Source organism: Pseudomonas sp. Irchel s3h17 (assembly GCF_900187505.1).
Classification (GTDB): domain Bacteria; phylum Pseudomonadota; class Gammaproteobacteria; order Pseudomonadales; family Pseudomonadaceae; genus Aquipseudomonas.
Window position 1 is genome coordinate 107,995 of sequence record NZ_FYDL01000011.1, and the last position, 24,941, is coordinate 132,935.

The window sequence follows — 24,941 nt, forward strand, 5'->3', positions numbered from 1 at the left end:
CTCGCGCCTGATGGACGAACACTGAGCAAAAGGCGCAGTTACAGGTGGAAATCGCCCGCCGCCTCCGGCTGGTAAAGCACTTTCCTGATTTCAATCCGGCGGGTCCGATCAGAAATTCGCCAGTCGATTGCATCCCCCTCCTGATAGCCCAGGATGGCGGCGCCGATGTCGGAATACACGGAATGCCTCCCTGCGTTGCTGTCCGCGTCTTCGGGGTAGACCAAGACCACTTCGATCTCTTCGTCGTCCAGCTGCAGCAAGGCCCTGGAGTTCATCGTGACGACATTGCACGCCACCTGCTGCGGCTTGACGACAATGGCTCGCTCAAGCTCATGTTCGAGTTCAACAACGGTCGGGCCTTGCTCGAGCGCGATTAGACTCTCGAGCCTGGCCTTGTCGATTTCAGTGATGTAGATCCTGGTGGAGTCGTCAACGGCACCTTCGCGCAAGAGCTGGAGGTAGCGCCCCACCGCCATGGAAAATGACTTCAATGTCGGCGTTTCGCTCTCAAGCACAAAGCCGCTGCGCAGAAAGGCTTTCAGCGAGCGCGCGTTGTCCGGGTGGATCTTGGCGATGAGTTTCTCGGCCCGCATGTCGAGGAAGGCCAGTTTCATGCCTTCGCGGATCGTGCGGGCGCCAAGGTTTCGGCCCCATTTGTCGCTGTCTCCGATGACCAGGACTATCTCGCAATTTGAGCCGGTCTTGATGAGACGGACAAAGCCCACCGGGGCGTCATACCGGTCATAGGCCATGAAGAATCGGCCGCCCCGGTTGAATAGATGGGTCAGGATCGGCGATTGAGTCCGATCGATGACTTGCTCGATGGAGCGGGAAACATGACGCGAATCGCTCAGATAGCAGGTGACGCGCTCATCCTCCAACCAATCCATCAGCGTCAGTGCGTGCGCCCGAGTAATTTCAGGGCACAGCGAAATGAAAGGCTTGTTCATCTTCACCACATTTATTTGTAAAGGATGAAAGCCCTTCATGGCTATGGCCATGACGGTTCTTTCGGCAACCGGCTATTTTAAGACATAACGCGAGTAATGCCGAACCCGAACCCGTCAACCGCTCAAGCCTCGGTGAAGCCGACTATCAGTCGAACGATCAGCGCTGCATCGTTCTGCCCCTTGATCCACCCCACACATCGGTCGGAAATCTGTTTGATATAAAAAATCTACCAAAGCAAAATCAATAAGACTTTGGAGGTTTCAATGATAGAAACTCGCCTGCTACAGCAATTCATTGCCGTTGCCGAAGAACTGCACTTCAATCGGGCTGCGGTGCGCCTGCATATGGCTCAGCCGCCCCTGAGCCAAGCCATTCGCCGGCTGGAGAGCGAGATTGGTTTCCCGCTGTTCGAGCGCACGAACCGCAGCGTGTTGTTGACACCTGCCGGCACAGCATTTCTGCAGACTGCCAGGTGCATTCTTCAGTCTCTCGATGAGGGCGTGACACATACCCGGCGTGTCGCCGAAGGGCTCGAGGGCCACCTCACGATGACATTCATCAACATTGTGTCCTATGCCCCGTTGCTGCGGGCGCTACGCGGCTTCCGGCTCGCGTCGCCTGGGGTAGCGTTTACCATGAAGGAGGCCACGACCCACGAGCAGGTGGAGGCGCTGGAGAGTGGCGCTGCTGATATCGGCTTCATGCGCACACCGGGGACGACCACGCCCCATCTGCGCTTCGAGACTATCCTGCGCGAGCCGATATGCGTCGCGCTGCCTGCTGGGCATCGGTTCGAGGACCACGCGTCCATCGAGTTGGCGTTACTCAAGGACGAGGCTTTCGTGGCGTCGCCCCGACCGCTGGGGCAAGGCTTTCACGATCAACTTATCGGTCTTTGCCAAGCCGCAGGGTTCCTGCCAAACATTGTTCAACAAGCACGGCAGTTGCAAACCTTGATCGCGTTAGTGGCCAGCGGGTTCGGCATTGCCCTGATACCCGCATCGCTGGCGATGGGAATGCACGAAGACATTGTCTTTCGCCCCATCATCGTGGATGCGCCAGAAGAACTGCTGCATTTGGACCTGCTGATGGCGTGGAACGCGAATCAGGACTCGCCGATCCGGGACCGGCTAATCGAGGCAGTTCGAGGCGCTGTTCTGTCACTGACCCATTGAGACGTTCAGCGTCTTGTTTCGCGATAAAAACAGTATTTTACCAACATAGGAACTGGCACTACTGTACGGCAGCACCCGATCTCAGAGTGAGGACAGGGGCATTCCTACTCCCGTGACTCACGTCGAAACACTGCATTGGACTTGTGAAAAAGGCCTGCCATTTCCATGGCAATGCCTGTTCTCTGCGCAGTTATCCCAAGGTCACTTCACTATTGCCGAACCAGGGACTGCCATGCCTGCCGCCATTTATGTCTTTTCATTGTGTACCTTTGCATTCGGTCTCTCCGAGTTTGTCGTCGCAGGTTTGGTTTCCGCCATCGCGGCCGACCTCGACTCAAAAATTGCTGCAGTTGGCACCGCTATTGCCGCTTATGCCATGGGCGCACCGTTCATCACAGCCCTCGTCTCGCATTGGAGGGACAAGCACATTCTGATGCTTGCCATGGCGGTCCTCGCTGTCGGCAGCGTGCTGATGAGCCTTTCGCCGAATCTGCCCATGCTGCTGGTGATCCGGTTTCTGGTAGGCCTGGGCCATGGTGTTTTCATGGTGGTAGCATCGGACGCCGCGACGAAGCTGGTTGATCAGAAGCGTTCGGGACGGGCGCTATCCGTGGTGTGGATAGGATTGACACTCGCACTCGCCTTCGGCGTCCCGATTGGCACGTTTCTGGGCAGCATCTGGTCATGGCGGGGCATTTTCATGTCTATCGGGGTACTCAGCCTGTTGAGCATGCTCGGACTGCTGCTTTTCATGACCAGCAGCACAGAGCCTTCGGACGGCAGGCAAGCGAGCGCATGGAAAGGGATCAAGGCCATCACCCATCCGCAATTGCTCATCACCGCCGGCATCGGCGTACTCGTGAGCATTGCGACCTTTTCATTCTTCACGTTCGTCTCTCCCTACTTGCTGAGAATCACCGAGGTGGACGTGCAGCGGCTGAGTCTGGGCATGCTGCTGTTTGGCCTGTGCTCCATCGTGGGGAATCTGCTTGGCGGCTATCAAGTGGACAAGATGGACGCCAACCGCAGCACCGTGATGGCATTGGCGGGCTTGGCCATAAACTTGATCGGCCTTTATTGGTTTAGTGGCTCTGCGCTCATGATGACGCTCTTGGTCGGCACACTGGGGGTCTTTTTCTTTTCCATCGTGACCATGTTGACACTGCGTCTGCTGAAACAGGCCCAGTGCTATATCCCGGAATCAACCGCCGTGGCCGCCGGATTGAATATCGCGTCCTTCAACCTGGGCACAGCACTGGGTGGAGTACTCGGCAGCATCACCATTGCGTTCGGCAGCTTGTCGCACATCCCGCTAGTAGGGGCGTTGGTTGCTGCGTTGGCAGCCTCTGTGCTTTTCTTGCAAACCAAGCACTCCAGCACGCAATCAACGCAAATTCAGCAAAGGTAGTGGTCCTCGAGAAGTCCGAGCGCCTGACCCTTCGGCGACAGTTTTTATTCTCTAGAATCAAAAAATCGCAGCCCAGGCTGCGATTTTTTTATCCAGCCCGAGGACAGGCAATGGACCGTTTTCAAGAAATGCAGGTGTTCATGGCCGTGGCCCATGACCAGGGCTTCGCGGCGGCAGCCCGGCGCCTTGGGCTGTCGGCTGCCAGCGTGACCCGGGCGGTGGCGGCGCTGGAAGTGCGGATCGGTGCGCAGTTGCTGATTCGCACCACGCGCACTGTGCAACTGACAGAAGCGGGGCAGCGGTACCTGGAAGACTGTCGACGGATTCTCGCCGACATTCAGGACGCCGAAGAGTCGGCGGCGGGTAGCCATGCCGACCCCCGGGGGCAATTGACGATTACCGCGCCGGTGCTGTTTGGCGATTTGTACGTCACGCCGGTAGTGGTGGGCTTTCTTGAGCAGTATCCGCAGGTCAGCATCAATGCATTGCTGGTGGACCGGGTGGTGAGCCTGGTCGAGGAGGGCGTTGATGTTGCGGTGCGCATTGGCGAGCTGCCGGACAGCAGCCAGTACGCGATTGCGGTCGGTGAGGTACGCCGGGTGGTGTGCGGCTCTGCCGACTACCTCAGGCGTTTTGGTCGCCCCCTGCACCCAGAGAAACTCGCCCGCGCGCGGATTATTGCCACCTCTGCCATCGGGCAGCAGCGCAGTTGGCCCTTTATGGCGGCGGGCGCCTCGATGAGTGTGCGCCTGGAGCCACGCATGGTGGTGACGGCCAATCAGGCGGCCATCACGGCAGCAACCCTGGGCCTGGGGTTGACCCGCGTGTTGTCCTATCAGGTGGCGGACAAGGTGGCAGCCGGTGAGCTGGAAATCGTCCTCGAGGATTTCGAGCTGCCGCCGTTGCCTATCCATGTGGTGTATCAAGGTGGGCGCAAGGCGCCGGCGCGGGTGCGCAGTTTTGTCGACTACGCAGTGCAGGCGCTGCGCGAGCATCCGGCATTACGCGGCTGAGGCATTATTGCTGTGGGTGAAATGGTGGATTGCCTTTTCTGGTGATTCTGTTGTTTTTTCAGCTGACGCAAGATGGACTTCATCAGCGCGGTTCGCTCCTGAGCGGCGCGATTCCCCCTCTGGAGTCGACCATGCACAGCATCAAACTCTACAACTTCCCTCGTTCCGGCCATGCCCATCGGGTGGAGCTGATGCTGTCTTTACTGGATTTGCCCACCGAACTGATTTTTGTCGATCTGGCGAAAGGTGAGCACAAGCAAGCCGATTTCCTCGCGTTGAATGCGTTTGGCCAGGTGCCGGTGATCGATGATCAAGGCGTGGTGCTGGCTGATTCCAACGCCATTTTGCTGTATCTGGCGCAAAAATATGGCCAGGGCCGTTGGCTGCCTGCCGACCCCGTGGGCGCTGCCAGGGTGCAGCGCTGGTTGTCGGTGGCGGCCGGGCCAATCGCCTATGGCCCGGCCGCCGCGCGCCTGATCACAGTATTTGGTGCCCCCCACAACGCGCAAGAAGTGATCGCCCGCGCCCACGCACTGCTCAAGGTGATGGATCAGGAACTCGCCACCTCCCGCTACCTGGTGGGTGACGAGCCGACCATCGCGGATGTTGCCGGCTACAGCTACATCGCCCACGCCCCGGAAGGCAATGTTGCCCTGGACGAGTACGCCAACGTGCGGGCGTGGCTGGCGCGAATCGAAGCGCTGCCGGGTTTCGTGGCGATGCCCCGCACTGTCGCCGGCCTGCAAACCGCCTGAAACTGCGCCAAGTGCGCAGGGGAGTTGTGTGATGGACGTTTCACCCTGGCACGCAGGTGAGCGGCAGTTGCAAACCCTGGTGGGAGTTGCTGAACGCATGGAGGCGTTCGGGCGCAAGGTGATCCGCACCGAGATGCCGGAGCAACATCGCCAGTTCTATGCTCAGTTACCCTTCATGCTGTTCGGTGCAGTCGACGCCCAAGGTAATCCTTGGGCCAGCGTTCTCGAGGACCCACCCGGTTTTGCCCATTCACCGCAACCTGCGCGGTTGCGCCTGGACAGCCTGCCCAGTCTCGATGATCCGGCGCAGGTACGGGCCGGCGCGGCGATCGGGTTACTGGGGATCGAACTGCACAGTCGTCGGCGCAACCGCCTCAATGGCCGGGTGTTGACGGTCGACGAGTTGGGGTTGAGTGTTGCGGTCGAGCAGGCCTTCGGCAATTGCCCGCAGTACATCCAGATCCGCCAGTTCGAGTCAGTGCCGCTGGCCGACCCGTCCGCACGCATCGTGCACTACCTGGAAGCCCTGGATGACGCGGCCCGGGCGCTGATTCGCACAGCCGACACCTTCTTTGTCGCCAGCTATGTGGATGTGGATAACTCACGGGCGGTGGATGTTTCCCATCGTGGCGGTGTTGCCGGTTTTGTCCAGGTGCAGGGCAATCGCCTGACCATCCCCGACTTTGCCGGCAACCGCCACTTCAATACCTTGGGCAACCTGCTGCTCAATCCCCGAGCGGGGCTGCTGTTCATCGATTTCACCACGGGTGATGTGCTGCAGCTCAGTGGTCGTAGCGAAATCATCCTCGACGGGCCGCAAGTGGCGGCCTGCCAAGGCGCTGAAAGGCTGTGGACGCTGCAGGTGGAGCAGGTCGTGCGGCGTCCGGCGGCGCTGGCTCTACGCTGGCGCCGTTCAGGCATAGGACAGTGACTTCTCGGCCAGCACTTCCTCGTACAACGCCGCCCACTGGCGACCCATTTCTTCAGCGCTGAACAACTGCCGGTAACGAGCCTCGGCCTTGACGCCCATGGCGGCGGCCTGTTGCGGGTTATCCCACAGGGTACGCATGGCCTGGCGCAAGGCCGGTGGATCGCTCGGTGGCACCACCAGCCCGGTTTCGCCGTGACTGTTGATATAGCTGGTACCGGTACCGATCTCACTGGAGATCATCGGTTTGCCATACATCGCCCCTTCCAGCAGCGAAATGCCAAAGGCTTCCGAGCGCAGGTGCGAAGGAAACACGATGGCATAGCTCAGCTCCAGCAAGGCGGCCTTGTCCTCATCGTCGAGACGACCGAGGAACTGGATATTGCGCAGGCCCAGTGCGGCGGCCTGCGCGTGCAATTCGGTCTCCAGCGGCCCGGCACCGACGATCACCACCGGGTAATCGACACCCTTGAGGGCTTCGAGCAGGATGTGCAGCCCTTTGTAGTAGCGCATCACCCCGACGAACAGGAAAAAGCGCTCGCCCAGGCGTTCCCGCCAACGGGCCATACGCTCAGGGTCGGACTTGGGGTAGGCGGCCTTGTTCAGGCCATAGGGAATGACCCGGGTCTTGTCCGGGAATTTTTTCAGCACTTCGCTGGTATGCAGGTAGTTCGGCGAGGCTGCGACAATCCGATCGGCGCTGGCCAGAAACCGCGTCATCAACGGCTGGTAGAGTTTGAGCAGGAGCTTCTGGCGGATGATGTCCGAGTGGTAGGTCACCACGCTCGGTTTGTTCATGCCGCTGAGAAAATGCACTACATCCATGAACGGCCAGGGGAAGTGATAGTTGATCACGTCAGCTTCGGCCGCCAGCTCACGAAACTGTTTGAGCACGCTGTAGGAGAACCCGGTGGAGGCGATCTGCACATCGAGTTTGGCTCGGTGCACCTGGTGCTGGCCAAATGGGATAACCGCCGGCACGGGGTTGGCGCTCAATGTCAGCACCTGGCTCTCGATGCCATGGGCGGCGCCACTTTCACAGAGTTCGAACATCACGTGCTCGATGCCGCCGACGGTTTCCGACAGATAGGTTTTATAGAAATGTAGGACGCGCATTCAACCTCCTAAAACCTGGCGATAGGCGCGCGCGGTGAGCGTCGCGCAGCGATCCCAGGAAAAAAGCTTCGCCTGTTGCAGCCCGGCTTCTCGGCTTACCTGCCAATGCACTTGATCGTCGGCCAGCCGGCTCATGGCATCACGCAAGCCGTGCAGGTCTTCGGGTTCAATATAGTTGCCCGCAGCCCCCGCGACCTCCGGCATGGCCGAGCGTCGGGTGAGGATGATCGGGGTACCACTGGCCATGGCCTCCAGCACGGGCAGGCCAAAACCTTCATAGATCGATGGAAATACCAGGGCCCGGGCGCCGGCCACCAAGTGGGCGACTTCCTCATCGGGCAGGTACCCGAGCAGGCAGACATGCCCGCTGGCCAGGCCTTTGCGCAGTTCATCGTCGAGCTGCTGGGCTTTCCAACCGGCCATCCCGACAATCAGCAAGGGCATGCGCTGGCGCAGCGATTCCGGCAGTTGGGCATGGGCGCGCAGGGCCAGCCCGAGGTTCTTGCGCGGCTCCAAGGTGCCGACACACAGGAAGTAGCCGCGCGGCTCCACCCCATGCGCCTGCAGTACCGGGTGCAAGGTCGAGTCGGTACGGGGGTGAAAACGCGGAGCGACTCCCAGGGGGGCGACCACGAAGCGTTCCGGGCCGAGGCCAAAATACGCTTGTGCCTCATCGGCAATGAACTGGGAATCGGTGAGGATCAGGCTGGCCTGTTTCACCCCCTGTTCCAGGCGTCGTTCGATTTCTTTCAAGCGTGCCGCCGGCTGGGTGGCAGGGTAGTGCACGTGCGTCAGGTCATGCAGGGTGACGACCGTCGGCCCCTGGAATGCCAGCGGCCACAGGCTCGGTTCGTGGTACAGCTGGATGTTGCCGGGGCGGCCCTGATCGAAGCGCCGTTGCTCCAGCCAGCGGCGTGCCTGATACGCACCGGGGATCTGTCGCAGCACCGGGCTCAGCCGTGAGTAACCGGGCATCGCGGCGCTCGGCAGCTGGGAGCTCCAGCCCCAGCCGTGGAACAACGACAGCGTGATGTCCGGTTCCTGGCCGAGGGCGTTGACCAGCTCCGCCAGGTAATGGCCAATGCCAGTGCGTGGCGCCTGCAGGATTCGCGCATTAAGAGCAATCTGCATGCTGCCTCTCAACCGTCGTCGGGGTCTTGCGCACATGGCGCAGGACGCGCTCTACCAGTTGTGCACTGGCCTCGCGCCAGCCCAGCCAGCGCCACTCCTTGACGTCGCGCTCCGCCGGGAAGGTGCCGGTGGTTTCCATCTGTGTCATCAGGTCGACCAGGGTCTGCGGGTCATCCAGGTCGAAGTACGCCATGAACGGGCCGCCGATCTCGCGGAACACCGGGATGTCACTGCCCATCGCCGGCAAACCGCGCTGCATGGCCTCCACCAGCGGCAGGCCGAACCCTTCGACATAGGACGGGAAGACCAGCGCGGTGGCGTTGGAGTAGGCGTACTCCAGGCTCTTGTCGGTGAGGTCATTGAACATGAACAGTCGTTGGTTGAGCTGCGGGTGCTGGCGGATCCGCTCGATCAGCGCATCGCACTTCCAACCGATGCGCCCGGCAATGCACAGCCGCGCGCGCGAGCCTTTGGCCCAGGCCAGCTCGAACGCATCGAGCAGGTAGGCGTGGTTCTTGCGCGGCTCGATGGTGCTGACCATCAGGTACACCGGGTCTTTGTTCTTGAACATCTGCTTGAGGGCCGGCTCCACCGGCAACGCGTCGTCGCACAGGTCCAGCTCGCTGCCCAGGTGAAAATGGTCGAACCAGCGTTGCGCCACTTGCTCGGGCCCGACACGGCGCAGCATCTCATCGCGTACCTGATCAGCAATGGTCGCGGAAATCGCCACGTAACCGTCGGCGGTCTTCGCGATCCAGTCGAACCAGTCGTTGAACACCCGGACCAGCCCGGCGTCGCAGAACTGCGGGTGGGTCAGCGGGATCAAGTCATAGATCACCGAGACAATGCCCACGCCATCGCGCTTGAGTTGTTCGGCCAGGGGGAAAAAATCGGCGTGCCAGGAAGAGTCCAGGAGCACCAGTTGATCGCCCGCCTGATGCTGCAGGGGTTGGCAGCGGGTGGGGATCTCCTGGCGCCTGAGGCAGTAATTGAGCAGCCGGATCGGCACGCTCAACGCGGCAAATGCCGCCAGCCGGCAGCCTACATACAACACTCGGCGAGCGAACCGGGATTGGCGAAACGGCGTGCGCCGCTCCAGCGTGCGGTGCATCAGCCAGAACCGGTTGGCGATCTGCTCCAGCCGTACGCGCACGCCCATCAGGTCCAGCTTGGGCACCTTGAGTGGCGCCAGGCTGGTCACTTGATACAGCGCGCCCTTGAGCATCACCACGGGAATGCATTCGACGGCCGGGTTGTTTCTTGGCAGCTCGGTAATGACGTTGCGCACCACGCGCTGAATACCCGAGTTGGCTTGCGGGTGTTCGAACACATAGGTGCATTCAACCAGCATTCGCGTCATGGGGCGGTCTCCGGCGCAATGGGTGCTACAGGTGTCTGTGACGAACGGGTAATGCTGGTCTGCGCCTCCAGCCATGAGCAACCGACGAAGTCTTCCTGGCGGTTGTTGATGACGTGGAACACCAGCCCGTAATCGCGCCATTCGAAATTGCGGTCCAGGTGCGAGTCCAAGCGGGACAGGCTCAGGGCGACGGAGTAGTTGCCCTTGCCCAGGCGCATCGGGAACGCAAAGCGGTAGGTGACCCGCTCGCCAGCGTGCAGGTCCGTCAGGGCCTGATCCAGACGATGGGTATTGATGCCGTACATGGCCTGGCCGAGTCGATCCTTGATCAGGAAGCCCAGCACCAGGCGCTCGATGTCCTGCCGTACGTCAACCTGCACTTCCAGCACCATGGGCTGGCCGACCTCGGCAACTTCCACCGGGCGCTGGTGCTGGTCCAGCAGGCGCACGTTGTGGATGGTTGCTTCACCGGTACCGGAGATGGTCTGTACCTGGCCATTGGCGAGCATCTCCTGGCGCACGATCTGGCCTTCACGTTCGGCGAGCATGGCGTTGTAGTAATCCATCACCTCTTCCGGCTTGCCATGCATGGCCATGCGGCCCTTTTCCAGAAGAATGGCGGTGTCGCAGATCGACTGAATGGCCGAACGATCGTGAGACACGATCAGCAAGGTGGTTCCGGCCCGACGGAAGCTGCGGATGCGTTCGAAACTCTTGTGCTGGAAGTAGGCGTCGCCCACCGACAGTGCTTCGTCGACGATCAGGATGTCGGGCCTGCGGGCGGTGGCAACACTGAAGGCCAGGCGCATCTGCATGCCACTGGAGTAAGTGCGCACCGGGTGGTCGATGGCTTCGCCAATCTCGGCAAAGCCTTCGATTTCCGGCATCAGGGCTTCGATTTCTTCGACCTGCATGCCCAACAACTGACCGGCCATGAAGGCGTTCTGACGGCCCGTGAAATCCGGGTGAAAGCCCATGCCCAGCTCCAGCAACGCCGCGACGCGCCCTTGCAGCTGGATCTGCCCGCAGGTGGGCTGGGTCGTGCCGGTGATCATTTTCAGCAGGGTGCTTTTGCCTGCGCCGTTGACGCCGACAATGCCGACTGCTTCACCGGGCTGGATCTCAAAGTCGACGCCTTGCAGCACCCAATGCAACTGGTGGCGGGCGCGGGTAAATGGCACCAGCCACTCGAACAACCGGCTCCAGCGATTGGGGTATTGCTTGTAGGCCTTGCCCAGGCCACTGACGCGTATGTGTCCCATCAGAGCTCATCCACCATTTCACCGACACGCTGGCGGAATAACCGCAGCCCTATCACACAGAACAGCAGGCCGATCACCAGCAGCGGTGTCAGCGAACTCCAGGCCGGCCACTGGTTGTAGAGAAACACGTTCTGGTAGCTGTGCATCAATGCGGTCAGTGGATTGAGCGCCAGAACACGCTGGATGCCTTCGGGAAGGATCGACATCGGGTAAACAATCGGCGTCAGCCAGAACCAGAATTGCAGGAAGATCCCGAAGAACTGCCCGACATCGCGAAAGAACACGTTCAGTACACCGAGAATCATCCCCAGCCCCGCCGAGAACATCACTTGCAGCATCAGCAGCGGTACCAGGGCCAGCAAGGCCATGCCAGGCAAGCGCCCGCTGATCAGCAGAAACCCCAGGAACAAACCGAGGATGATCGCAAAGTTGATCCCGGCATTGAGCAGCACGATCACCGGCAGGCAGATCCTGGGGAAGCTGATCTTCTTCAGCAGGTTGGCGTTTTCCAGAAACATGCTCTGGCTACGCAGGGTGATCTCGGAGAACAAGCCCCAGGTCAGCAGACCGGCACACAGGTAAACGCTATAGGCCAATCCATCATCCACCCCCGGCAGGCGGGCGCGCATGATCTGGGAGAAGATCACCGTGTAGACGATGATCATCGACAGGGGGTTGAGCACGGTCCACAGGGCACCGAACAGTGAGTTGCGATAACGCGACTGGAACTCGCGCTTGACGCTACCGAGGATGAATCCCCGGTAGCTGCGCAGCGAGCGATACAGGTTGAGCAGCATTCAGACCGTCCTGCCGTACTGATCTTCGAAGCGGACAATATCGTCCTCCCCCAGATACTCACCGCTTTGCACTTCAATGATGACCAGGTCGATCACCCCCGGGTTTTCCAGGCGATGCTTGTGTCCAGCGGCAATGAAGGTGGACTCGTTCTTGGCGACCAGGTGCGAGCCCGAGCCGTTGTTGGTGACCTTGGCCATGCCTTCGACCACCACCCAGTGTTCGTTGCGGTGATGATGCATTTGCAGGGACAGTTTGGCCCCGGGCTTGACCACGATGCGCTTGATCTTGAAGCGCGGACCGTCCTCCAGCACGGTGTAGGTGCCCCAAGGTCGGCTGACGGTACGGTGCAGGCGGTAGCTTGCGTGTTCTTTGTCCTTGAGTTGCTTGACCACTTTGCGCACATCCTGTGCTCGGTCGGCATGGGCGACCAGCACGGCGTCAGCGGTGTCGATGACGATCAGGTTATCCACACCCACGGTCGCGACCATGCGCCCATCGCTCTGCACGAAGTTGTTGTGGCTGTCGATGAACAGCGCCTCGCCGCTGGCGCGGTTGTTTTGCATGTCGGCGGGAATCAGCGCACTGACGGCTCCCCATGAACCGATGTCGCTCCAGTCGAACCCGGCAGGTATCACCACCACTTTGTCGGAGCATTCCATCAAGGCGTAGTCGATGGAGATATCCGTCATGTCGGCAAAATGCGCCAGCGACAACTCCTGTTGCAGGCAGCCGCCGGTCTCGACCGGGGCGCTCACTGCCAGGCATGCATCGGCTTGTTCCAGGAGTTGTGGGGCGTGGGTTTGCAGTTCCGACAACAAGGTGCCGACCGAGAAGCAAAACATGCCTGAGTTCCACAGGAAGTTGCCGCTTTCCAGGTAGTCGGTGGCGGTCTTCAGGTCGGGTTTTTCAACGAAGCGTGCCACCCTGGTGGCGCCCTGGTCATCCAGGTGATCGCCACGCTCGATGTAGCCGAAACCGGTTTCAGGGGTCGTCGGGATCACGCCGAAGGTCACCAGATGGCCGGCTTCGGCCAGCTTCACGGCATGCTTTACGGCGTCTCTGAAGGCGTCTTCGTTCTGGATCAAATGGTCGGCGGGCATCACCACCATAATGGCTTCATTACCGTGCAGCGCTTGCAGGGACAGGGCGGCAGCCGCGATGGCCGGGGCTGTGTTGCGCCCCACCGGTTCAAGCACGAAGTGGCCGCGATGATGGCCCAGATGGGCATCCTGATAGTGATCCTTGCTTTGAAAGTAGTAGTCACGATTGGTCACGGTGACGATATCGCCATGGGTGCCCAGCAGCGAGGCTGCGCGCCGATAGGTCTTGCCCAGGAGGCTCTCGCCATCAGGCAGGACCATGAACGGCTTGGGATGACCTTCACGCGAAACCGGCCACAGCCGGGTACCGGCACCGCCGGAAAGGATCACAGGTATTAGCATGGCCTACTCCTTGGCGACGCGTTTCATGTCCGCATCCATCATCATGCGGATCAGGGTCTGCAAATCGGTTTTTGGTTTCCAGCCCAGCAGCCGCTGTGCCTTGGCCGGATTACCCAACAGCACGTCGACTTCGGCCGGACGGAAAAACGCCGGGTCGATCTTCACGAAGTCGCGGTAATTGAGACCGACATGTTCGAAGGCAATCTGGCACATCTCACGCACTGTCGTGGTGACGCCCGTGGCGACCACAAAGTCGTCGGCCTTGTCCTGTTGCAGCATCAACCACATGGCCTCGACATAGTCGCCGGCAAAGCCCCAGTCGCGCTTGGCATCGATGTTGCCCAGGCGCAGTTCCTGCTGTTTTCCCTGCTTGATCCGGGCAGCGGCGTCGGTGACTTTGCGGGTCACGAATTCGATCCCGCGCAGCGGCGACTCGTGATTGAACAGGATGCCGCTGCTGGCATGCAGGTTGAAACTCTCGCGGTAGTTCACGGTGATCCAGTGGCCATAAAGCTTGGCGACACCGTAAGGGCTGCGCGGATAGAAGGGGGTATTTTCGTCCTGCTGTTCGGCCTGGATCAGGCCAAACATTTCACTGGTCGAGGCTTGGTAGAAACGGGTGTGCGGGCTGAATTGACGGATGGCTTCGAGCAGATGGGTCACGCCCAGGCCATCGACGATCCCGGTGGTCACGGGTTGACTCCAGGAGGCCGCGACAAAGCTTTGTGCCGCCAGGTTGTAGACCTCGTCAGGTGCTGACTTGATCACCGCGCGCTGCACCGAGCAGGCGTCGGCCATGTCGCCGTCCAGATAATGAATATCGCCTTCGACGCCCATTTCGCGCAATCGCCAACGCGAGTCGGTGCTGCGCCGTGCGACCAGGCCGTAGACCTGATAACCCTTGTCGAGCAGCAACTTGGCCAGGTAGGCGCCGTCTTGACCGGTGATCCCTGTGATCAATGCACTTTTTGTCATTCTTGTAGTACCCGTGACTCCCAGTCGGACAGGATCGCCCGCAAGGATTGTTGTGTTGTAAGTTCAGGTGCCCACCCTGTGGCCTGGTACAGCTTGGCATGGCTGCCACAGACACGGCGCTGCTCTGCGCGGCGAAGGCGCGCAGGGTCTTGAATCAGTTGCACATCGACCTGGGCCAGATCGGCCAATTGCTCGATCAGGCCACGGATACTTTGCTCGACCCCGGAGCAGATGTTGTAGACCTGCCCGGGCACACCGCGTGCAAGCAATGCGAAGTAGGCGGACACCACGTCGTGGACATCGAGAAAGTCGCGTGTCACATCGATGTCGCCGACTTCCAGCTCAGGCACTTGCAGGCCCTGTTTGATCCGGCAGATCTGTCGCGCGGCGCTGGCGATCACGAAGCTGTCTGCCTGCCCGGCGCCGATGTGGTTGAAGGGGCGGGCGATCATTACCGGCCAGCCTTCGGTCATGCCCCATTGCAGGCAGAGCATTTCCGCCGAGAGCTTGCTCACGGCATAGGGGTTGCGCGGGCAGGGTGGCTGATGTTCGTCGATCGGCAGGGCGCTCTCGCTGACCTGGCCGTAGACATCGCCGGAACTGACATACAGGAAGGTACCGTTGAAGCCGCGCGCCATGAGCGCTTGCAACAGGTTCAGTGTCCCGAGCAGGTTGACCTCGAAGGTATTGGCCGGGTCACGGAAGGCTTCGGGAACAAAGGTCTGCCCCGCAAGATGGATCACCGCGTCAGGGAGTTCTGGCCACAAGCCCTCGAGGCTCTTTGGCTCGCGCAGGTCATAGCGAGAGGCAACGGGCAGCAGTTCCCAATCCGAATCGGTCGCCTTCAGGCGCGATTGGATGTGACGGCCTACAAATCCACTCAGACCTGTAACGAACAGACGCTTTTTCAAGCAATAGCCCCCAAGTAGGCAAACTTCGGCAATCCCCAGTCTTTGCTGGCTAAAACCGGAAAGCAGTGCTGCTTTCTCGGGCAAATCGGGTATGCGAAGATTTTGTTGTAGTTGTTTGGACGTCAATCTGTGCCAATTGCGCGGCAATTTCAACAGGTCCGAACGTGACTGGTGAGTTCTCGTCAGAGTCGCTCTATTTATTCTCGTGCAGCTGTTCACGAATCCCCAACGGATGTGTTTAGAATGCCCCTCAGCACGATTGCCCAGCGATCAGCTCGCGGGTTATCCGACCCTGCGAAGCTGACCACAAAAACAAGAACGTAGACGGGCATACAGACGATGGACGAATACCGGTATGCCGGGTTCGATTCATGGCTGGACCGTCATAAGAATGAGGCTGCCGGGATGGCGGTTTCATCGTGGGATGCCATGAATTTCATTCTTTATTCAGACGTGAACGACCGCTCGATCAGCCAGAGTCTCGGCCGTCCCGAATACAGCTATTACTTCGTCCTCAAGGCCTATCGTCCGGTCCTTGAGAGCCTTGGACGGGTTCATGTGGTTGATTCGATCGGTGAGGTCGACCCACTCTATCGACGCCTTCAAGACGAGGGCGAAGAAAGCCTGTTCCTTTCATTTGCACCGCCCCACAAGACGCCCGCCGACCTGCATTGCCCAACGCTCTGCGTGGTTGCCTGGGAGTTCGACTCGATCCCCGACGAGCACTGGGATAACGACCTGCGGCAGAACTGGAGCCGCACACTGGCCAGGCAAGGCCGGGTCATCACCTTGTCCAGCCATACCGCACAGGCCGTACGCAAAGCGCTGGGGGAGGACTTCCCGGTACTGGTCTTGCCCACACCGCTGTGGGAAACCTTCGCCAGCGTGCGCGACCAGTACCCGAGTGCCCCGATCAATCCGGGCGCGACCTTGCAGACCATCGGTTGCCTCATCGACAGCCGTGCACTCGGCCTTTCAGCCGATGGCCTGGTTGCACCGATCATCCCGGAACCAGAACCCCGACCATTGGTGGAGTCGGAAACCATCGCCCAGGCACCCCCCCTGACCTGGCGCCGCCGGCTTTTCATTGGCAAACACTATCTGCGCGAGAGTCTACGCGAGTCCGCTGGCCAGTCGCTGTCTCGGCGGTTGTTCATTTTCCGGCACTACCTGCACCAGGCCTACGGTGAAGGCTTTCGTGATTTGTTGCCCGAGCGCCTTCGGGGCTTGATTGCCCAGGTTCGGCCTAAGCCACCGCAGGCGGTCGAACCGCTGTCTGCGCAGCCGCATCCCCAAGCCAACCTGCCGGACACCACCGAACGGGTGGAGACCCGGGTCGATGGCGTGGTCTACGTCAGCGTGTTCAATCCTGACGACGGCCGCAAGAACTGGCACCAACTGATCACGGCCTTTTGCTGGGCCATGCGTGATGCCGAGGACGCCACGCTGGTGTTGAAGATGACCCAGAGCGACCTGTCCTCCTATTACGTCGAAATGCTGACCCTGTTGTCGCAGTTGTCGCCGTTCTCCTGCCGAGTGGTGGTCATGCACGGCTACCTGGACGACCAGCAGTTCGCCCGCTTGTATGGTGCGGCCAGTTTCTACGTCAACGCGTCCCGCTGCGAAGGCTTGTGTCTGCCGCTGATGGAGTTCATGGCCTGTGGCAAACCGGTGATTGCGCCGGCGCATACGGCGATGCAGGACTACATTGATGAGCGCGTGGCCTTTATCGTTGAGTCCAGCCAGGAGCCTGCGGTATGGCCGCAGGACACGCGCATCCTGTACCGCACCTTGCGTCATCGACCCGATTGGGGCTCGCTGAAAAACGCTTACCAGAACAGCTACCGGGTCGCCAAAGAGCAGCCGGAGCGCTACCAGGCGATGTCTGCCGCGGCCAGCCAGCGCATGGCGGACTACTGCAGTTTCAACGTCGTGCAACAACGGTTGAAGGAATTCTTCGAGCCGACCCCGACAACCCAGAGTAGGCCGGCACCTGCTGCCGCCGTGGCGGGCACAGCACCATGCTGATCATCATTCATTCGGAAACCAACAAAAGTAACATCGTGCAGAACCTTGGGCGCCCGGAGTACAGCTACTACTTTGTGCTCAAGGAGTTCCGCCCGGTACTGGAGCGCCTGGGGCAAGTCATCGAGGTCAGCAATCCCGACGAACTGGTCGACCGCTTGTATGTGGATTGCCAACGCCGTGGCGAGGCGTGCATTTTCCTGTCCTTCTCGCCCCCCCATCGCACGCCGATGCACTATGTCTGCCCGACCATCCCGGTGTTTGCCTGGGAGTTCAGCACCATTCCCACCGACACCTGGCATAACGAGCCACGCCACGATTGGCGGGTGGTACTGGCTGCATCGGGTGCGGCGATTACTCACTCCAGCTTTACGGTCAAGGCCGTACGCGATGCGATGGGCGCGGACTATCCCGTCAGTGCCATCCCGGCGCCGGTGTGGGACCGGTTTTCCGGACGTCGCCAGGGCCTGGACCAAAAGCCCCGGGCCGAACAGGTCACGCTCAACTTGCGTGGCCTGCTGATCGACAGCCGTACCCTCGACTTACGCCCCTATGGCCCCGAGGCGTCGTGTGAAGGTCAGGCGGTGGTGTTCGACGGACCGGTGCGCGACTGCCAACTGGTGCTCGATGGCGTGATCTATACCTCGGTGTTCAACCCTTACGATGGCCGGAAAAACTGGCAGGACATGCTCAGCGCGTTCTGCACCACGTTCCGCGATACGCCGGACGCCACCCTGGTGTTGAAGTTGACGCACCACGATATCGCCGATGCGTTGAATGACATGCTGCATCACCTCTATAAAAACCAGTCCTATCGCTGCCGGATTGTCCTGATTCACGGATTTCTCACCGACGCGGACTACGAACGCCTGGTGGAAGCCACCAGCTATGTGGTCAACAGTTCGTTTGGCGAAGGGCAGTGCCTGCCCCTGATGGAGTTCATGTCTTGCGGTAAACCGGCCATTGCCCCCTGCAATACCGCGATGGGCGACTACATCGACAGTGAGAACAGCTTCATCGTCGAATCGACGGACGAGCTCACTGCCTGGCCTCACGATCCGCGCGCGGCTTACCGGACGCTGCGCTACATCACGAATTGGGATTCATTGTGCTCGGCCTACAAGGCCAGCTTTGATGTGGCCTGGAACGATGAGGCGCGTTATGCGCGCATGTCGGTCCATGCGGTGAACAAGCTTGAGCAATTCTGCAGCCAGGCCAGCACCGAACAACGGCTTCGGGAGTTTTTCACGACAGTGCTGGCCCGGGAAACGACCCCGGCATGATGGCTCGATTGCTTCGCTGGTTGCGTCCGGCGCCCGTGCCCGCCCCGGTGACTGCTCCGGTCAGCGCAGTGTCGCCCCGCGATTGCGGGCTGACCGACGCGGTGCTCGATGGCTGGTTCCAGGGCGATACAGGTGAGTTGCTCAAGGGGTTTGCCATTACCGCCGAGGACACGCTGCTGGACGTCGGTTGTGGTGAAGGCGTGGCGACCCTGTTTGCCGTGCGCCAGGGCGCGTCCGTGATCTTTACCGACAGTGAACACGACAAGGTGCGTGATCTGGCTAGTCAGGTGAATGCCCAGACCCAGGCTCCGTCTCTCGGCCTGGTCAGCAACAGCCTGCCGCTGCCCTTGGCCGACGGTTGTGCGAGCAAAGTGGTGTGCATGGAAGTGCTGGAGCACGTCGATACCCCTGAGCAGTTCATGGCGGAACTGGTGCGCATGGGGCGTCCTGGTGCCCAGTATCTGCTCAGTGTGCCCGCTCCGGTGGGTGAACACTTGCAACAGGGCATCGCGCCGGCAGGCTACTTTCAGTCGCCCAATCATGTGCAGATTTTTTCCCATGAGCGCTTCGCCGCCTTGGTCGAAGACGCCGGCCTGGTGATCGAGCACCGGCAGGCCACCGGTTTTTTCTGGGTCATGGGCATGATCTTCTTCTGGGCCAGCGAACGAGCGGCCGGTCGCGACCTGGGCGGTGCGGTGCGTGACAGGATCCAGCCGCCATACCCGCCGTTGATGGAAAGCTGGGCGCGTACCTGGCAGGACTTGCTGGCACAACCCGACGGGCTGGCGATCAAGCAACTGCTGGACGGGTTCATGCCCAAGAGCCAAGTGATCATTGCGCGCAAACCGGTGACTTCGCAGGAGCGATCATGACCCACAAGCGGATCATGGACATTGAACTGCTGCGTGCCATCGCCGTGCTCGGTGTGTTGTTTCATCACCTGCAAGGCAGCCTGTTTCCGGGGTCGCAGCCTCTGCTTGAGCATCTCGCGCTACGTGGGCAGTTCTGGTGGGGCGTGGACCTGTTCTTCGCCATCTCGGGCTTTGTCATTGCCCGTAGCCTGATACCGGAGTTGCGAGGTTGCCGCTCGCGCCAGGAATACTGGGAACAGACCCGCAACTTCTGGATTCGCCGGGCCTTTCGTTTGCTGCCGTCGGGCTGGCTGTGGCTGTTGCTGATCTTGTTGTGCAGCCTGTATCTCAACCAGTCCGGGGTGTTTGGTACGTTGCATGCCAACCTGATGGCAACGCTGGCGGGCTTCCTGCAGATTGCCAATTTCAGGTTCGCCGACAGCTTCTTCACCTACGAGTACGGGGCCAGTTTCGTCTACTGGAGCCTGTCCCTCGAAGAACAGTTCTATCTGCTGTTGCCATTGCTGGCGCTGATCTTTCGGCGTCATCTGGCATGGGCATTACTGGCGCTGGTCGCGGCACAGTTGCTGACATTTCGCGACCCGCTGCTGATGGTGATCAGAACCGACGCACTGGCACTCGGGGTGTTGCTGGCGTTGTGGAGTGCGCGGCCTGGCTATGGGCGATGGGAGCCGACGTTTCTGCGGCGTGCCTGGCTCGGCCCATTGGTGTTACTCGGCATCGGGGCGGCCTTGAGCGTGCTGGCGACGGATCAATTCTCCCTGACCCGCTACCGCATTGGGGCAATCGCGGTGCTCTGTGCGGTGCTGGTCTGGATCGCCTCTTACAACCGCGATTACCTGTGGCCACGGGGCCGGCTGAAGACGCTGCTGACCTGGGTTGGCAGTCGCTCCTATGCGATGTACTTGACGCACATTCCGGCGTACCTGTTGGTCCGCGAGTGTTGGTTCCGCCTTGAACCCATGGGGTTGTCGCCTGCGTTGAGCCATCCAGTGTCGATCCTGTTCTGCTCAGTGACGCTGGTCGTTGTGCTCAGCGAACTCAACTACCGATTCATCGAGCTACCCATGCGTAACCACGGTGCACGCCTGATTGCACGCCTGAACGCTTCCCCAACGGCTATCACGGCCCCTGGAGTCACCACATGCTGAGCCTGTTGAAGAAACTCACGGCGGGTGCTCCCGCCCCCATGCCCGTACCGCCAGAGGCGCCCGCAGCCAAGGCTGACCCCTACATGCTGGGCCTGCGCGACGCAGTCCTGAGCGGTTGGTTCAATCAGCAAACCGGCGAGTTGTTCACCGGCTTCCCGGTGACCGCCGACGACACCTTGCTGGATGTCGGCTGCGGTGACGGCGGCAACGTGCATTTCTGCGCCACTCGTGGGGCGAAGATCATCATCGCCGACATCGATGCGGCCAAGGTCGAGGCGACCCGCTTGCGGCTGGCGGACACCATCGCCCCGAGCGTCGAGTGCCACGTCACCGATTGCGCACCGTTGCCGATTGCCGATGGCACGGCGACACGGGTAGTGTCCACCGAGGTGATCGAGCACGTCGATGACCCGGCACAGTTCCTCGCCGAACTGGTGCGCGTGGGCAAGCCTGGTGCGTTGTATCTGCTCAGCGTCCCGCATCCAAGTTCCGAAGATTTGCAGAAAGATATCGCCGCTGCCGAGTATTTCCAGAAGCCCAACCACATCCGCATCATCAGCGAAGATCAGTTCAAGCAGATGGTCGGCGATGCCGGTCTCGACGTGATCAGCCACAGCCAGTACGGCTTTTACTGGTCGCTGTGGATGCTGCTGTTCTGGGAGGCCAAGGTCGATTTCAGTAACCCCGATCACCCGTTGCTCAATCACTGGGCCGAGACCTGGCAGGCGGTCCTGGATTCGCCGCGCGGTGCGCAGATCAAGCAGGCACTGGATGGCGTCGTGGCGAAAAGTCAGGTGATCATTGCCCGCAAGCCGTTGGCTGAGTAGGCTGACGCGCTGAGCAACAAGGGCCCTGAGAGGCTAATGCCAGTCTTGTAGGAGCGAGCGTGCTCGCGATGGACGTTAACGATAACGCGTGCTTTCTGATTAAACGCGCTGTCCTTGAGTCCATCGCGAGCGCGCTCGCTCCTACAAGGGTTGAGTTCGCTTAACTGACTGGCATTACCCTCAGAGGCCCTTTTTGCGTTTAGGGATGACCTCAGCCACAGGCCTTTATGTCAGCGACTTTTTTGCGCCGTTGCGCGCTAGTGTTCACCGCCGTGCTGCTCGGCGGTTGCCAGCAACAGGACGCACCGCCCCTCGACCAACAGCTCTACATCTGGCAGCGTCAATGGACGGAGGCCCACGAAGATGCCCTGGCTCAATCGCGCCAGGACTTTTCCACCCTGCGGGTACTGGCCCTGCAGGCGTACCCGCAAACCGGCTGGCGCCGGGCACAGATCAATCCAGCGTTGTTGAAGGATGATGGCCGTCCACTGATCGCGGTCATCCGGCTCGATGGTCAGCTCAAGCATCTGGATCAAGCCGAAGCCATGGCGCAGGTCCAGCGCGTGGTCGCCCAATGGCAGGCTCAGGGGCTGACGCTGGCCGGCGTTGAGATAGACCACGATGCGGGTACGGCGCGGTTGCCTGACTATCGTGAGTTCCTCGTTGGCTTGCGCAATGTCCTGCCGGCGTCATTGAAACTGAGTATCACCGCCTTGCCGGCCTGGCTGGACAGCCCTGAGCTTGCGCCGCTGCTGGCGGCGGTCGACAGCAGTGTGTTGCAGGTGCATGCCGTCAGTCGTCCTGAGCGTGGTTTGTTCGACCCCGTGCAGGCCCGGGAGTGGGCCGAGCGCTGGAGCCGAATCACCACTAAGCCTTTTTATCTGGCACTGCCAGCCTACGGTATTGCATTGCTACCCGGTGACGGCGGGGCGCCGTTGATTGAAAGCGAAGTGCCCATCGAGCGCGTTGGCCAGCGTCGCGAACTGTTGGCCGACCCGCGCCAACTGTCGACCCTCGCCAGTCAGTTGCGTGCCGAGCCTCCATCCCATCTGGCCGGGTTGATCTGGTTTCGCCTGCCGCTCAAGGGCGACCGGCGCGCCTGGAGCCTTTCGACCTTGGGTGCGGTGGCGCGGGGTGATCGACTGCAGAGTGAGTTGGCGCTGAACCTTTCCAGCCACGACGGTCTGTACGACATCGTCGTGAGCAACACCGGCAACCTCGACGCGGCATTGCCGGAGCGTGTGACGTTGCCGGCGACCCAGTGCGACGGGTTTGATGCACTCAACGGCTACACCGTGCAACTGACATCGGGTGTGCTCGGTTTTACCCGTCTCAAGGACGGCCGATTGCCAGCCGGTGCCGAACGCACCCTGGGATGGGCCCGCTGCGTAACTATTGATCAAGGAGGCTCACATGTTTTCCCGTAACTGGCCGCGTCATTTGCTTGCCCTCGGCCTCTGCCTGCCTTTGGGTACGGCCATGGCCTGCGGGCCGGATTTTCCGCTGCGTTTGCTAAGTGACCGGGCGCAGACCCTGGGAGAGTTGCCGGAGGGCAGTTTCCAGTTCGAGGTCAATCGCCTGGGTAAAGCCATTGCTGGCCTCAAGCCGGCGTTGGCAAGCACCTTCAACACTGATTACGGCAGTGATGAAGATCCTCATGTGCAAGCCCGAAATCTCGCCGAACAGCAGGGCTTGAGCGACGTTCAACGTACGCAAGTGGCGCAGCTGCGCAGGCTGCAAAGCGCACAACAGGTACAGGCCGAAGGCGTCGCGTTACCACCGGAACTGAGCCTGTACACCGCGGGTGCCGTGGCGTTCAACGCGGGCGAGCCAGGCGTGGCGGCGGAATATTTTCGTCAGGTGCTGGCGCTGCCGGCCGACCAGCGTGCGCTGCGCAGCACCTGGGCTGCGTACTCGCTGGGTCGAGCGCTGTTCGCTGTCGGCCAAGCGGCCAGCGAGCTCGATGCTGGCGGTCGCCGGGACATTCTGCAGCAGGCGCGACAGGCCTTTGTGCAAGCGCGTCAGCTGAGCATCGACGGCTTCAGCGACCCGCTGGAGTTGGGCATCGCCAGCCTTGGCGAAGAGGCACGACTGGTGCGTCAGGCAGGGGACTGGAACAGTGCCATCGAGTTGTACGCGACCCAGAGCCGGCAAGGTTCGCCCGTGGGCTACAGCTCCCTCAAGCAGTTGGTGGAAGAGCTCAATGCAATGCCTGAGGCGCAACTGAGCGAACTGCTCAAGGGCAAGGCCGTTCAGCACCTGGTCACCGCAGCCCTGATCAGCCATGTCGGCTGGTCTTACGGTGAACAACCGCCGGCGGAGCAGAAGATGATCAAGGTGCTGGTGCGCAGTACCACGGGCAGCCTGGAGAACGCGGATCGCCTGGCCGCGCTCAATTATCAGATTGGCGACTACGCCAGCACTCAAACCCTGCTTGAGCACGCAGGCGATGGCGGCCTGGCCTGGTGGCTGCGGGCTAAAATGGCGTTGCGCAATGGCGACAAGACGGCGGCGGCGAGTGCTTACGCCAACGCTGCCAAAGCCTTTCCGCAGGACGAAGACTGGGGCTATCGCGGCACCTCGGATGGCGACTATGAAACCCTGAAGCCTGGCTGCCGGGTTGACGGTGAGCGTGCGTTGTTGGCGCTGGAGCGCGGTGATTATCTGCAAGCTTTCGAGCAGCTATACCGCAGCCAGGACCTGTATTGGCTGGATGCGGCAATGGTGGCCGAACGAGTGCTGACAGTCGACGAGCTCAAGCAGTTCGTCGATCAACAGGTACCGGCACCTGCGCCGCTGACCCAGCAGGAGCGCGATGATTATGTACCGCTGTCCGTTGCTGCACGCTTGCGGGATTTGCTCGGACGGCGGTTGTTGCGGGAGGAGCGCTACGACGAGGCACCTCAGTATTTTGCGGACCCGCTGATGCAAGGGGTGGCCAGGGAGTATGGTCGCATGCGTCAGGCCGCCGAGACGGGGTGGTGGCCGAGCCGTCGGGCGGAGAACTATTTCAACGCAGCCTCGATAGCACGCAACCATGGAATGGAGTTGCTGGGCTACGAAATGGCTCCGGATTACGCCACGTTTGACGGCAATTTCAGTCTCGCAACACCGCAGCTCAAGGCCGGGCCGCTGATCAGCGAGGCGGAGGTGCAACGTCAGCAGGCCAGCGCCGCCAAACCGGATGAACGCTTCCACTATCGCTACGTCGCAACGGGCTTGGCCAGCCAGTCGGCTGACTTGCTACCGCACAGCAGCCAGGCGTTCGCCGCGGTGTTGTGCGCCGCAGCCGGTTGGGGCACCAGCCTTGAGGAAGAGAAGGCCTTCTATCAACGCTACGTGAAGGAAGGGCCGTATGTGGATTGGGCAGTGAGTTTCGGTCATCAATGTCCTTATCCCGATTTCCAGAGCGCCGACAAACGTTATGTAACCCAGGCTCTGGCACCGGTACGCAGTGCATTACGGCCTTACAAGCCGTGGCTGCAGATAGGCGCTTTGCTGGCGTTTACCGGGCTGGGCCTATGGCTGATCAACCGCCATAAGCGCAAGGCCAGGTAG

At 60.8% G+C, this 24,941-nt stretch carries 20 protein-coding genes and 1 pseudogene; 12 read left to right on the plus strand and 9 right to left on the minus strand.

Translation table 11 applies throughout. From position 1 onward, the window contains the following. Nucleotides 1–38: 38 nt before the first annotated feature. Nucleotides 39–1,001 (minus strand): bifunctional GNAT family N-acetyltransferase/nucleoside diphosphate kinase regulator, encoded by a 963-nt coding sequence (locus CKW25_RS17645; RefSeq protein WP_095081085.1) that lies wholly within the window; start codon nucleotides 999–1,001, stop codon nucleotides 39–41. Between the two features lie 213 nt (nucleotides 1,002–1,214). Here CKW25_RS17645 and CKW25_RS17650 point away from each other — a divergent pair, with 213 nt between their 5' ends. The 5 genes and pseudogenes from CKW25_RS17650 to CKW25_RS17670 all read left to right on the plus strand — a co-directional run. Then, the gene (locus CKW25_RS17650) at nucleotides 1,215–2,126 is read left to right on the plus strand and encodes a LysR family transcriptional regulator (protein WP_095081087.1); all 912 of its coding nucleotides are present in this window, start codon (nucleotides 1,215–1,217) and stop codon (nucleotides 2,124–2,126) included. 232 nt (nucleotides 2,127–2,358) lie between these two features. Beyond that, complete coding sequence (locus tag CKW25_RS17655) at nucleotides 2,359–3,534, plus strand: MFS transporter (protein ID WP_095081089.1); 1,176 nt, start codon at nucleotides 2,359–2,361, stop codon at nucleotides 3,532–3,534. A gap of 110 nt (nucleotides 3,535–3,644) precedes the next feature. Beyond that, nucleotides 3,645–4,547 carry a LysR family transcriptional regulator gene (locus CKW25_RS17660; RefSeq protein WP_095081091.1) on the plus strand — a complete coding sequence of 301 codons (903 nt, stop codon included), beginning with the start codon at nucleotides 3,645–3,647 and terminating at the stop codon, nucleotides 4,545–4,547. 131 nt (nucleotides 4,548–4,678) lie between these two features. Next, nucleotides 4,679–5,302 carry a glutathione S-transferase family protein gene (locus tag CKW25_RS17665; RefSeq protein ID WP_095081302.1) on the plus strand — a complete coding sequence of 208 codons (624 nt, stop codon included), beginning with the start codon at nucleotides 4,679–4,681 and terminating at the stop codon, nucleotides 5,300–5,302. Between the two features lie 31 nt (nucleotides 5,303–5,333). After that, nucleotides 5,334–6,224: pseudogene (locus CKW25_RS17670) on the plus strand (pyridoxamine 5'-phosphate oxidase family protein); the annotation flags it as partial. Here CKW25_RS17670 and CKW25_RS17675 read toward each other — a convergent pair. Genes CKW25_RS17675 through CKW25_RS17710 form a run of 8 tightly spaced genes read right to left on the minus strand, consistent with a single transcriptional unit; the run spans nucleotide 6,216 to nucleotide 15,225 of the window. Next, nucleotides 6,216–7,346 carry a glycosyltransferase family 4 protein gene (locus CKW25_RS17675; RefSeq protein WP_095081097.1) on the minus strand — a complete coding sequence of 377 codons (1,131 nt, stop codon included), beginning with the start codon at nucleotides 7,344–7,346 and terminating at the stop codon, nucleotides 6,216–6,218. The pseudogene CKW25_RS17670 and the gene CKW25_RS17675 sit on opposite strands and share 9 nt — an antisense overlap. Further along, nucleotides 7,347–8,477 (minus strand): glycosyltransferase family 1 protein, encoded by a 1,131-nt coding sequence (locus CKW25_RS17680; RefSeq protein ID WP_095081099.1) that lies wholly within the window; start codon nucleotides 8,475–8,477, stop codon nucleotides 7,347–7,349. Further along, a complete protein-coding gene (locus CKW25_RS17685; protein WP_095081101.1) occupies nucleotides 8,461–9,837 on the minus strand; it encodes a glycosyltransferase family 1 protein in 1,377 nt (458 codons plus the stop codon). Before CKW25_RS17685 ends, CKW25_RS17680 begins: the two co-directional genes overlap by 17 nt. Continuing rightward, nucleotides 9,834–11,099 carry an ABC transporter ATP-binding protein gene (locus CKW25_RS17690; protein ID WP_095081103.1) on the minus strand — a complete coding sequence of 422 codons (1,266 nt, stop codon included), beginning with the start codon at nucleotides 11,097–11,099 and terminating at the stop codon, nucleotides 9,834–9,836. The genes CKW25_RS17685 and CKW25_RS17690 overlap by 4 nt, the downstream gene beginning before the upstream one ends. Then, nucleotides 11,099–11,896, minus strand: coding sequence for an ABC transporter permease (locus CKW25_RS17695; RefSeq protein WP_095081104.1), 798 nt, complete (start codon nucleotides 11,894–11,896; stop codon nucleotides 11,099–11,101). Before CKW25_RS17695 ends, CKW25_RS17690 begins: the two co-directional genes overlap by 1 nt. Beyond that, a complete protein-coding gene (locus tag CKW25_RS17700; protein ID WP_095081105.1) occupies nucleotides 11,897–13,339 on the minus strand; it encodes a mannose-1-phosphate guanylyltransferase/mannose-6-phosphate isomerase in 1,443 nt (480 codons plus the stop codon). A 3-nt stretch (nucleotides 13,340–13,342) separates the two neighbouring features. Then, a complete protein-coding gene (gene gmd, locus CKW25_RS17705) occupies nucleotides 13,343–14,314 on the minus strand; it encodes a GDP-mannose 4,6-dehydratase (protein ID WP_095081107.1) in 972 nt (323 codons plus the stop codon). Continuing rightward, complete coding sequence (locus tag CKW25_RS17710) at nucleotides 14,311–15,225, minus strand: GDP-mannose 4,6-dehydratase (protein ID WP_095081109.1); 915 nt, start codon at nucleotides 15,223–15,225, stop codon at nucleotides 14,311–14,313. The genes gmd and CKW25_RS17710 overlap by 4 nt, the downstream gene beginning before the upstream one ends. A gap of 429 nt (nucleotides 15,226–15,654) precedes the next feature. Here CKW25_RS17710 and CKW25_RS17715 point away from each other — a divergent pair, with 429 nt between their 5' ends. From CKW25_RS17715 to CKW25_RS17745, 7 genes are all read left to right on the plus strand, one after another. Further along, nucleotides 15,655–17,253: a glycosyltransferase gene (locus tag CKW25_RS17715; RefSeq protein WP_095081304.1), complete on the plus strand. Its 1,599-nt coding sequence runs from the start codon at nucleotides 15,655–15,657 to the stop codon at nucleotides 17,251–17,253. Beyond that, nucleotides 17,247–18,533, plus strand: a complete 1,287-nt coding sequence (locus CKW25_RS17720) for a glycosyltransferase (protein ID WP_095081111.1) — start codon at nucleotides 17,247–17,249, stop codon at nucleotides 18,531–18,533. The genes CKW25_RS17715 and CKW25_RS17720 overlap by 7 nt, the downstream gene beginning before the upstream one ends. Continuing rightward, nucleotides 18,530–19,405, plus strand: a complete 876-nt coding sequence (locus CKW25_RS17725) for a bifunctional 2-polyprenyl-6-hydroxyphenol methylase/3-demethylubiquinol 3-O-methyltransferase UbiG (protein WP_095081113.1) — start codon at nucleotides 18,530–18,532, stop codon at nucleotides 19,403–19,405. Before CKW25_RS17720 ends, CKW25_RS17725 begins: the two co-directional genes overlap by 4 nt. Beyond that, nucleotides 19,402–20,556 carry an acyltransferase gene (locus tag CKW25_RS17730; RefSeq protein ID WP_095081115.1) on the plus strand — a complete coding sequence of 385 codons (1,155 nt, stop codon included), beginning with the start codon at nucleotides 19,402–19,404 and terminating at the stop codon, nucleotides 20,554–20,556. Before CKW25_RS17725 ends, CKW25_RS17730 begins: the two co-directional genes overlap by 4 nt. After that, a complete protein-coding gene (locus tag CKW25_RS17735) occupies nucleotides 20,550–21,383 on the plus strand; it encodes a bifunctional 2-polyprenyl-6-hydroxyphenol methylase/3-demethylubiquinol 3-O-methyltransferase UbiG (RefSeq protein ID WP_095081117.1) in 834 nt (277 codons plus the stop codon). Before CKW25_RS17730 ends, CKW25_RS17735 begins: the two co-directional genes overlap by 7 nt. A gap of 227 nt (nucleotides 21,384–21,610) precedes the next feature. Then, nucleotides 21,611–22,810, plus strand: coding sequence for a DUF3142 domain-containing protein (locus CKW25_RS17740; protein ID WP_095081119.1), 1,200 nt, complete (start codon nucleotides 21,611–21,613; stop codon nucleotides 22,808–22,810). Further along, on the plus strand, nucleotides 22,797–24,941 hold the full coding sequence (locus CKW25_RS17745; protein WP_095081121.1) for a hypothetical protein: 2,145 nt from the start codon (nucleotides 22,797–22,799) through the stop codon (nucleotides 24,939–24,941). Before CKW25_RS17740 ends, CKW25_RS17745 begins: the two co-directional genes overlap by 14 nt.

Bases quoted from the DNA above. Each gene is read 5' to 3' on its own strand.
- CKW25_RS17645 (WP_095081085.1), bottom strand. From the start codon at position 1,001: ATGGCCATAGCCATGAAGGGCTTTCATCCTTTACAAATAAATGTGGTG.
- CKW25_RS17650 (WP_095081087.1), top strand. From the start codon at position 1,215: ATGATAGAAACTCGCCTGCTACAGCAATTCATTGCCGTTGCCGAAGAA.
- CKW25_RS17655 (WP_095081089.1), top strand. From the start codon at position 2,359: ATGCCTGCCGCCATTTATGTCTTTTCATTGTGTACCTTTGCATTCGGT.
- CKW25_RS17660 (WP_095081091.1), top strand. From the start codon at position 3,645: ATGGACCGTTTTCAAGAAATGCAGGTGTTCATGGCCGTGGCCCATGAC.
- CKW25_RS17665 (WP_095081302.1), top strand. From the start codon at position 4,679: ATGCACAGCATCAAACTCTACAACTTCCCTCGTTCCGGCCATGCCCAT.
- CKW25_RS17675 (WP_095081097.1), bottom strand. From the start codon at position 7,346: ATGCGCGTCCTACATTTCTATAAAACCTATCTGTCGGAAACCGTCGGC.
- CKW25_RS17680 (WP_095081099.1), bottom strand. From the start codon at position 8,477: ATGCAGATTGCTCTTAATGCGCGAATCCTGCAGGCGCCACGCACTGGC.
- CKW25_RS17685 (WP_095081101.1), bottom strand. From the start codon at position 9,837: ATGACGCGAATGCTGGTTGAATGCACCTATGTGTTCGAACACCCGCAA.
- CKW25_RS17690 (WP_095081103.1), bottom strand. From the start codon at position 11,099: ATGGGACACATACGCGTCAGTGGCCTGGGCAAGGCCTACAAGCAATAC.
- CKW25_RS17695 (WP_095081104.1), bottom strand. From the start codon at position 11,896: ATGCTGCTCAACCTGTATCGCTCGCTGCGCAGCTACCGGGGATTCATC.
- CKW25_RS17700 (WP_095081105.1), bottom strand. From the start codon at position 13,339: ATGCTAATACCTGTGATCCTTTCCGGCGGTGCCGGTACCCGGCTGTGG.
- gmd (WP_095081107.1), bottom strand. From the start codon at position 14,314: ATGACAAAAAGTGCATTGATCACAGGGATCACCGGTCAAGACGGCGCC.
- CKW25_RS17715 (WP_095081304.1), top strand. From the start codon at position 15,655: ATGAATTTCATTCTTTATTCAGACGTGAACGACCGCTCGATCAGCCAG.
- CKW25_RS17720 (WP_095081111.1), top strand. From the start codon at position 17,247: ATGCTGATCATCATTCATTCGGAAACCAACAAAAGTAACATCGTGCAG.
- CKW25_RS17725 (WP_095081113.1), top strand. From the start codon at position 18,530: ATGATGGCTCGATTGCTTCGCTGGTTGCGTCCGGCGCCCGTGCCCGCC.
- CKW25_RS17730 (WP_095081115.1), top strand. From the start codon at position 19,402: ATGACCCACAAGCGGATCATGGACATTGAACTGCTGCGTGCCATCGCC.
- CKW25_RS17735 (WP_095081117.1), top strand. From the start codon at position 20,550: ATGCTGAGCCTGTTGAAGAAACTCACGGCGGGTGCTCCCGCCCCCATG.
- CKW25_RS17740 (WP_095081119.1), top strand. From the start codon at position 21,611: ATGTCAGCGACTTTTTTGCGCCGTTGCGCGCTAGTGTTCACCGCCGTG.
- CKW25_RS17745 (WP_095081121.1), top strand. From the start codon at position 22,797: ATGTTTTCCCGTAACTGGCCGCGTCATTTGCTTGCCCTCGGCCTCTGC.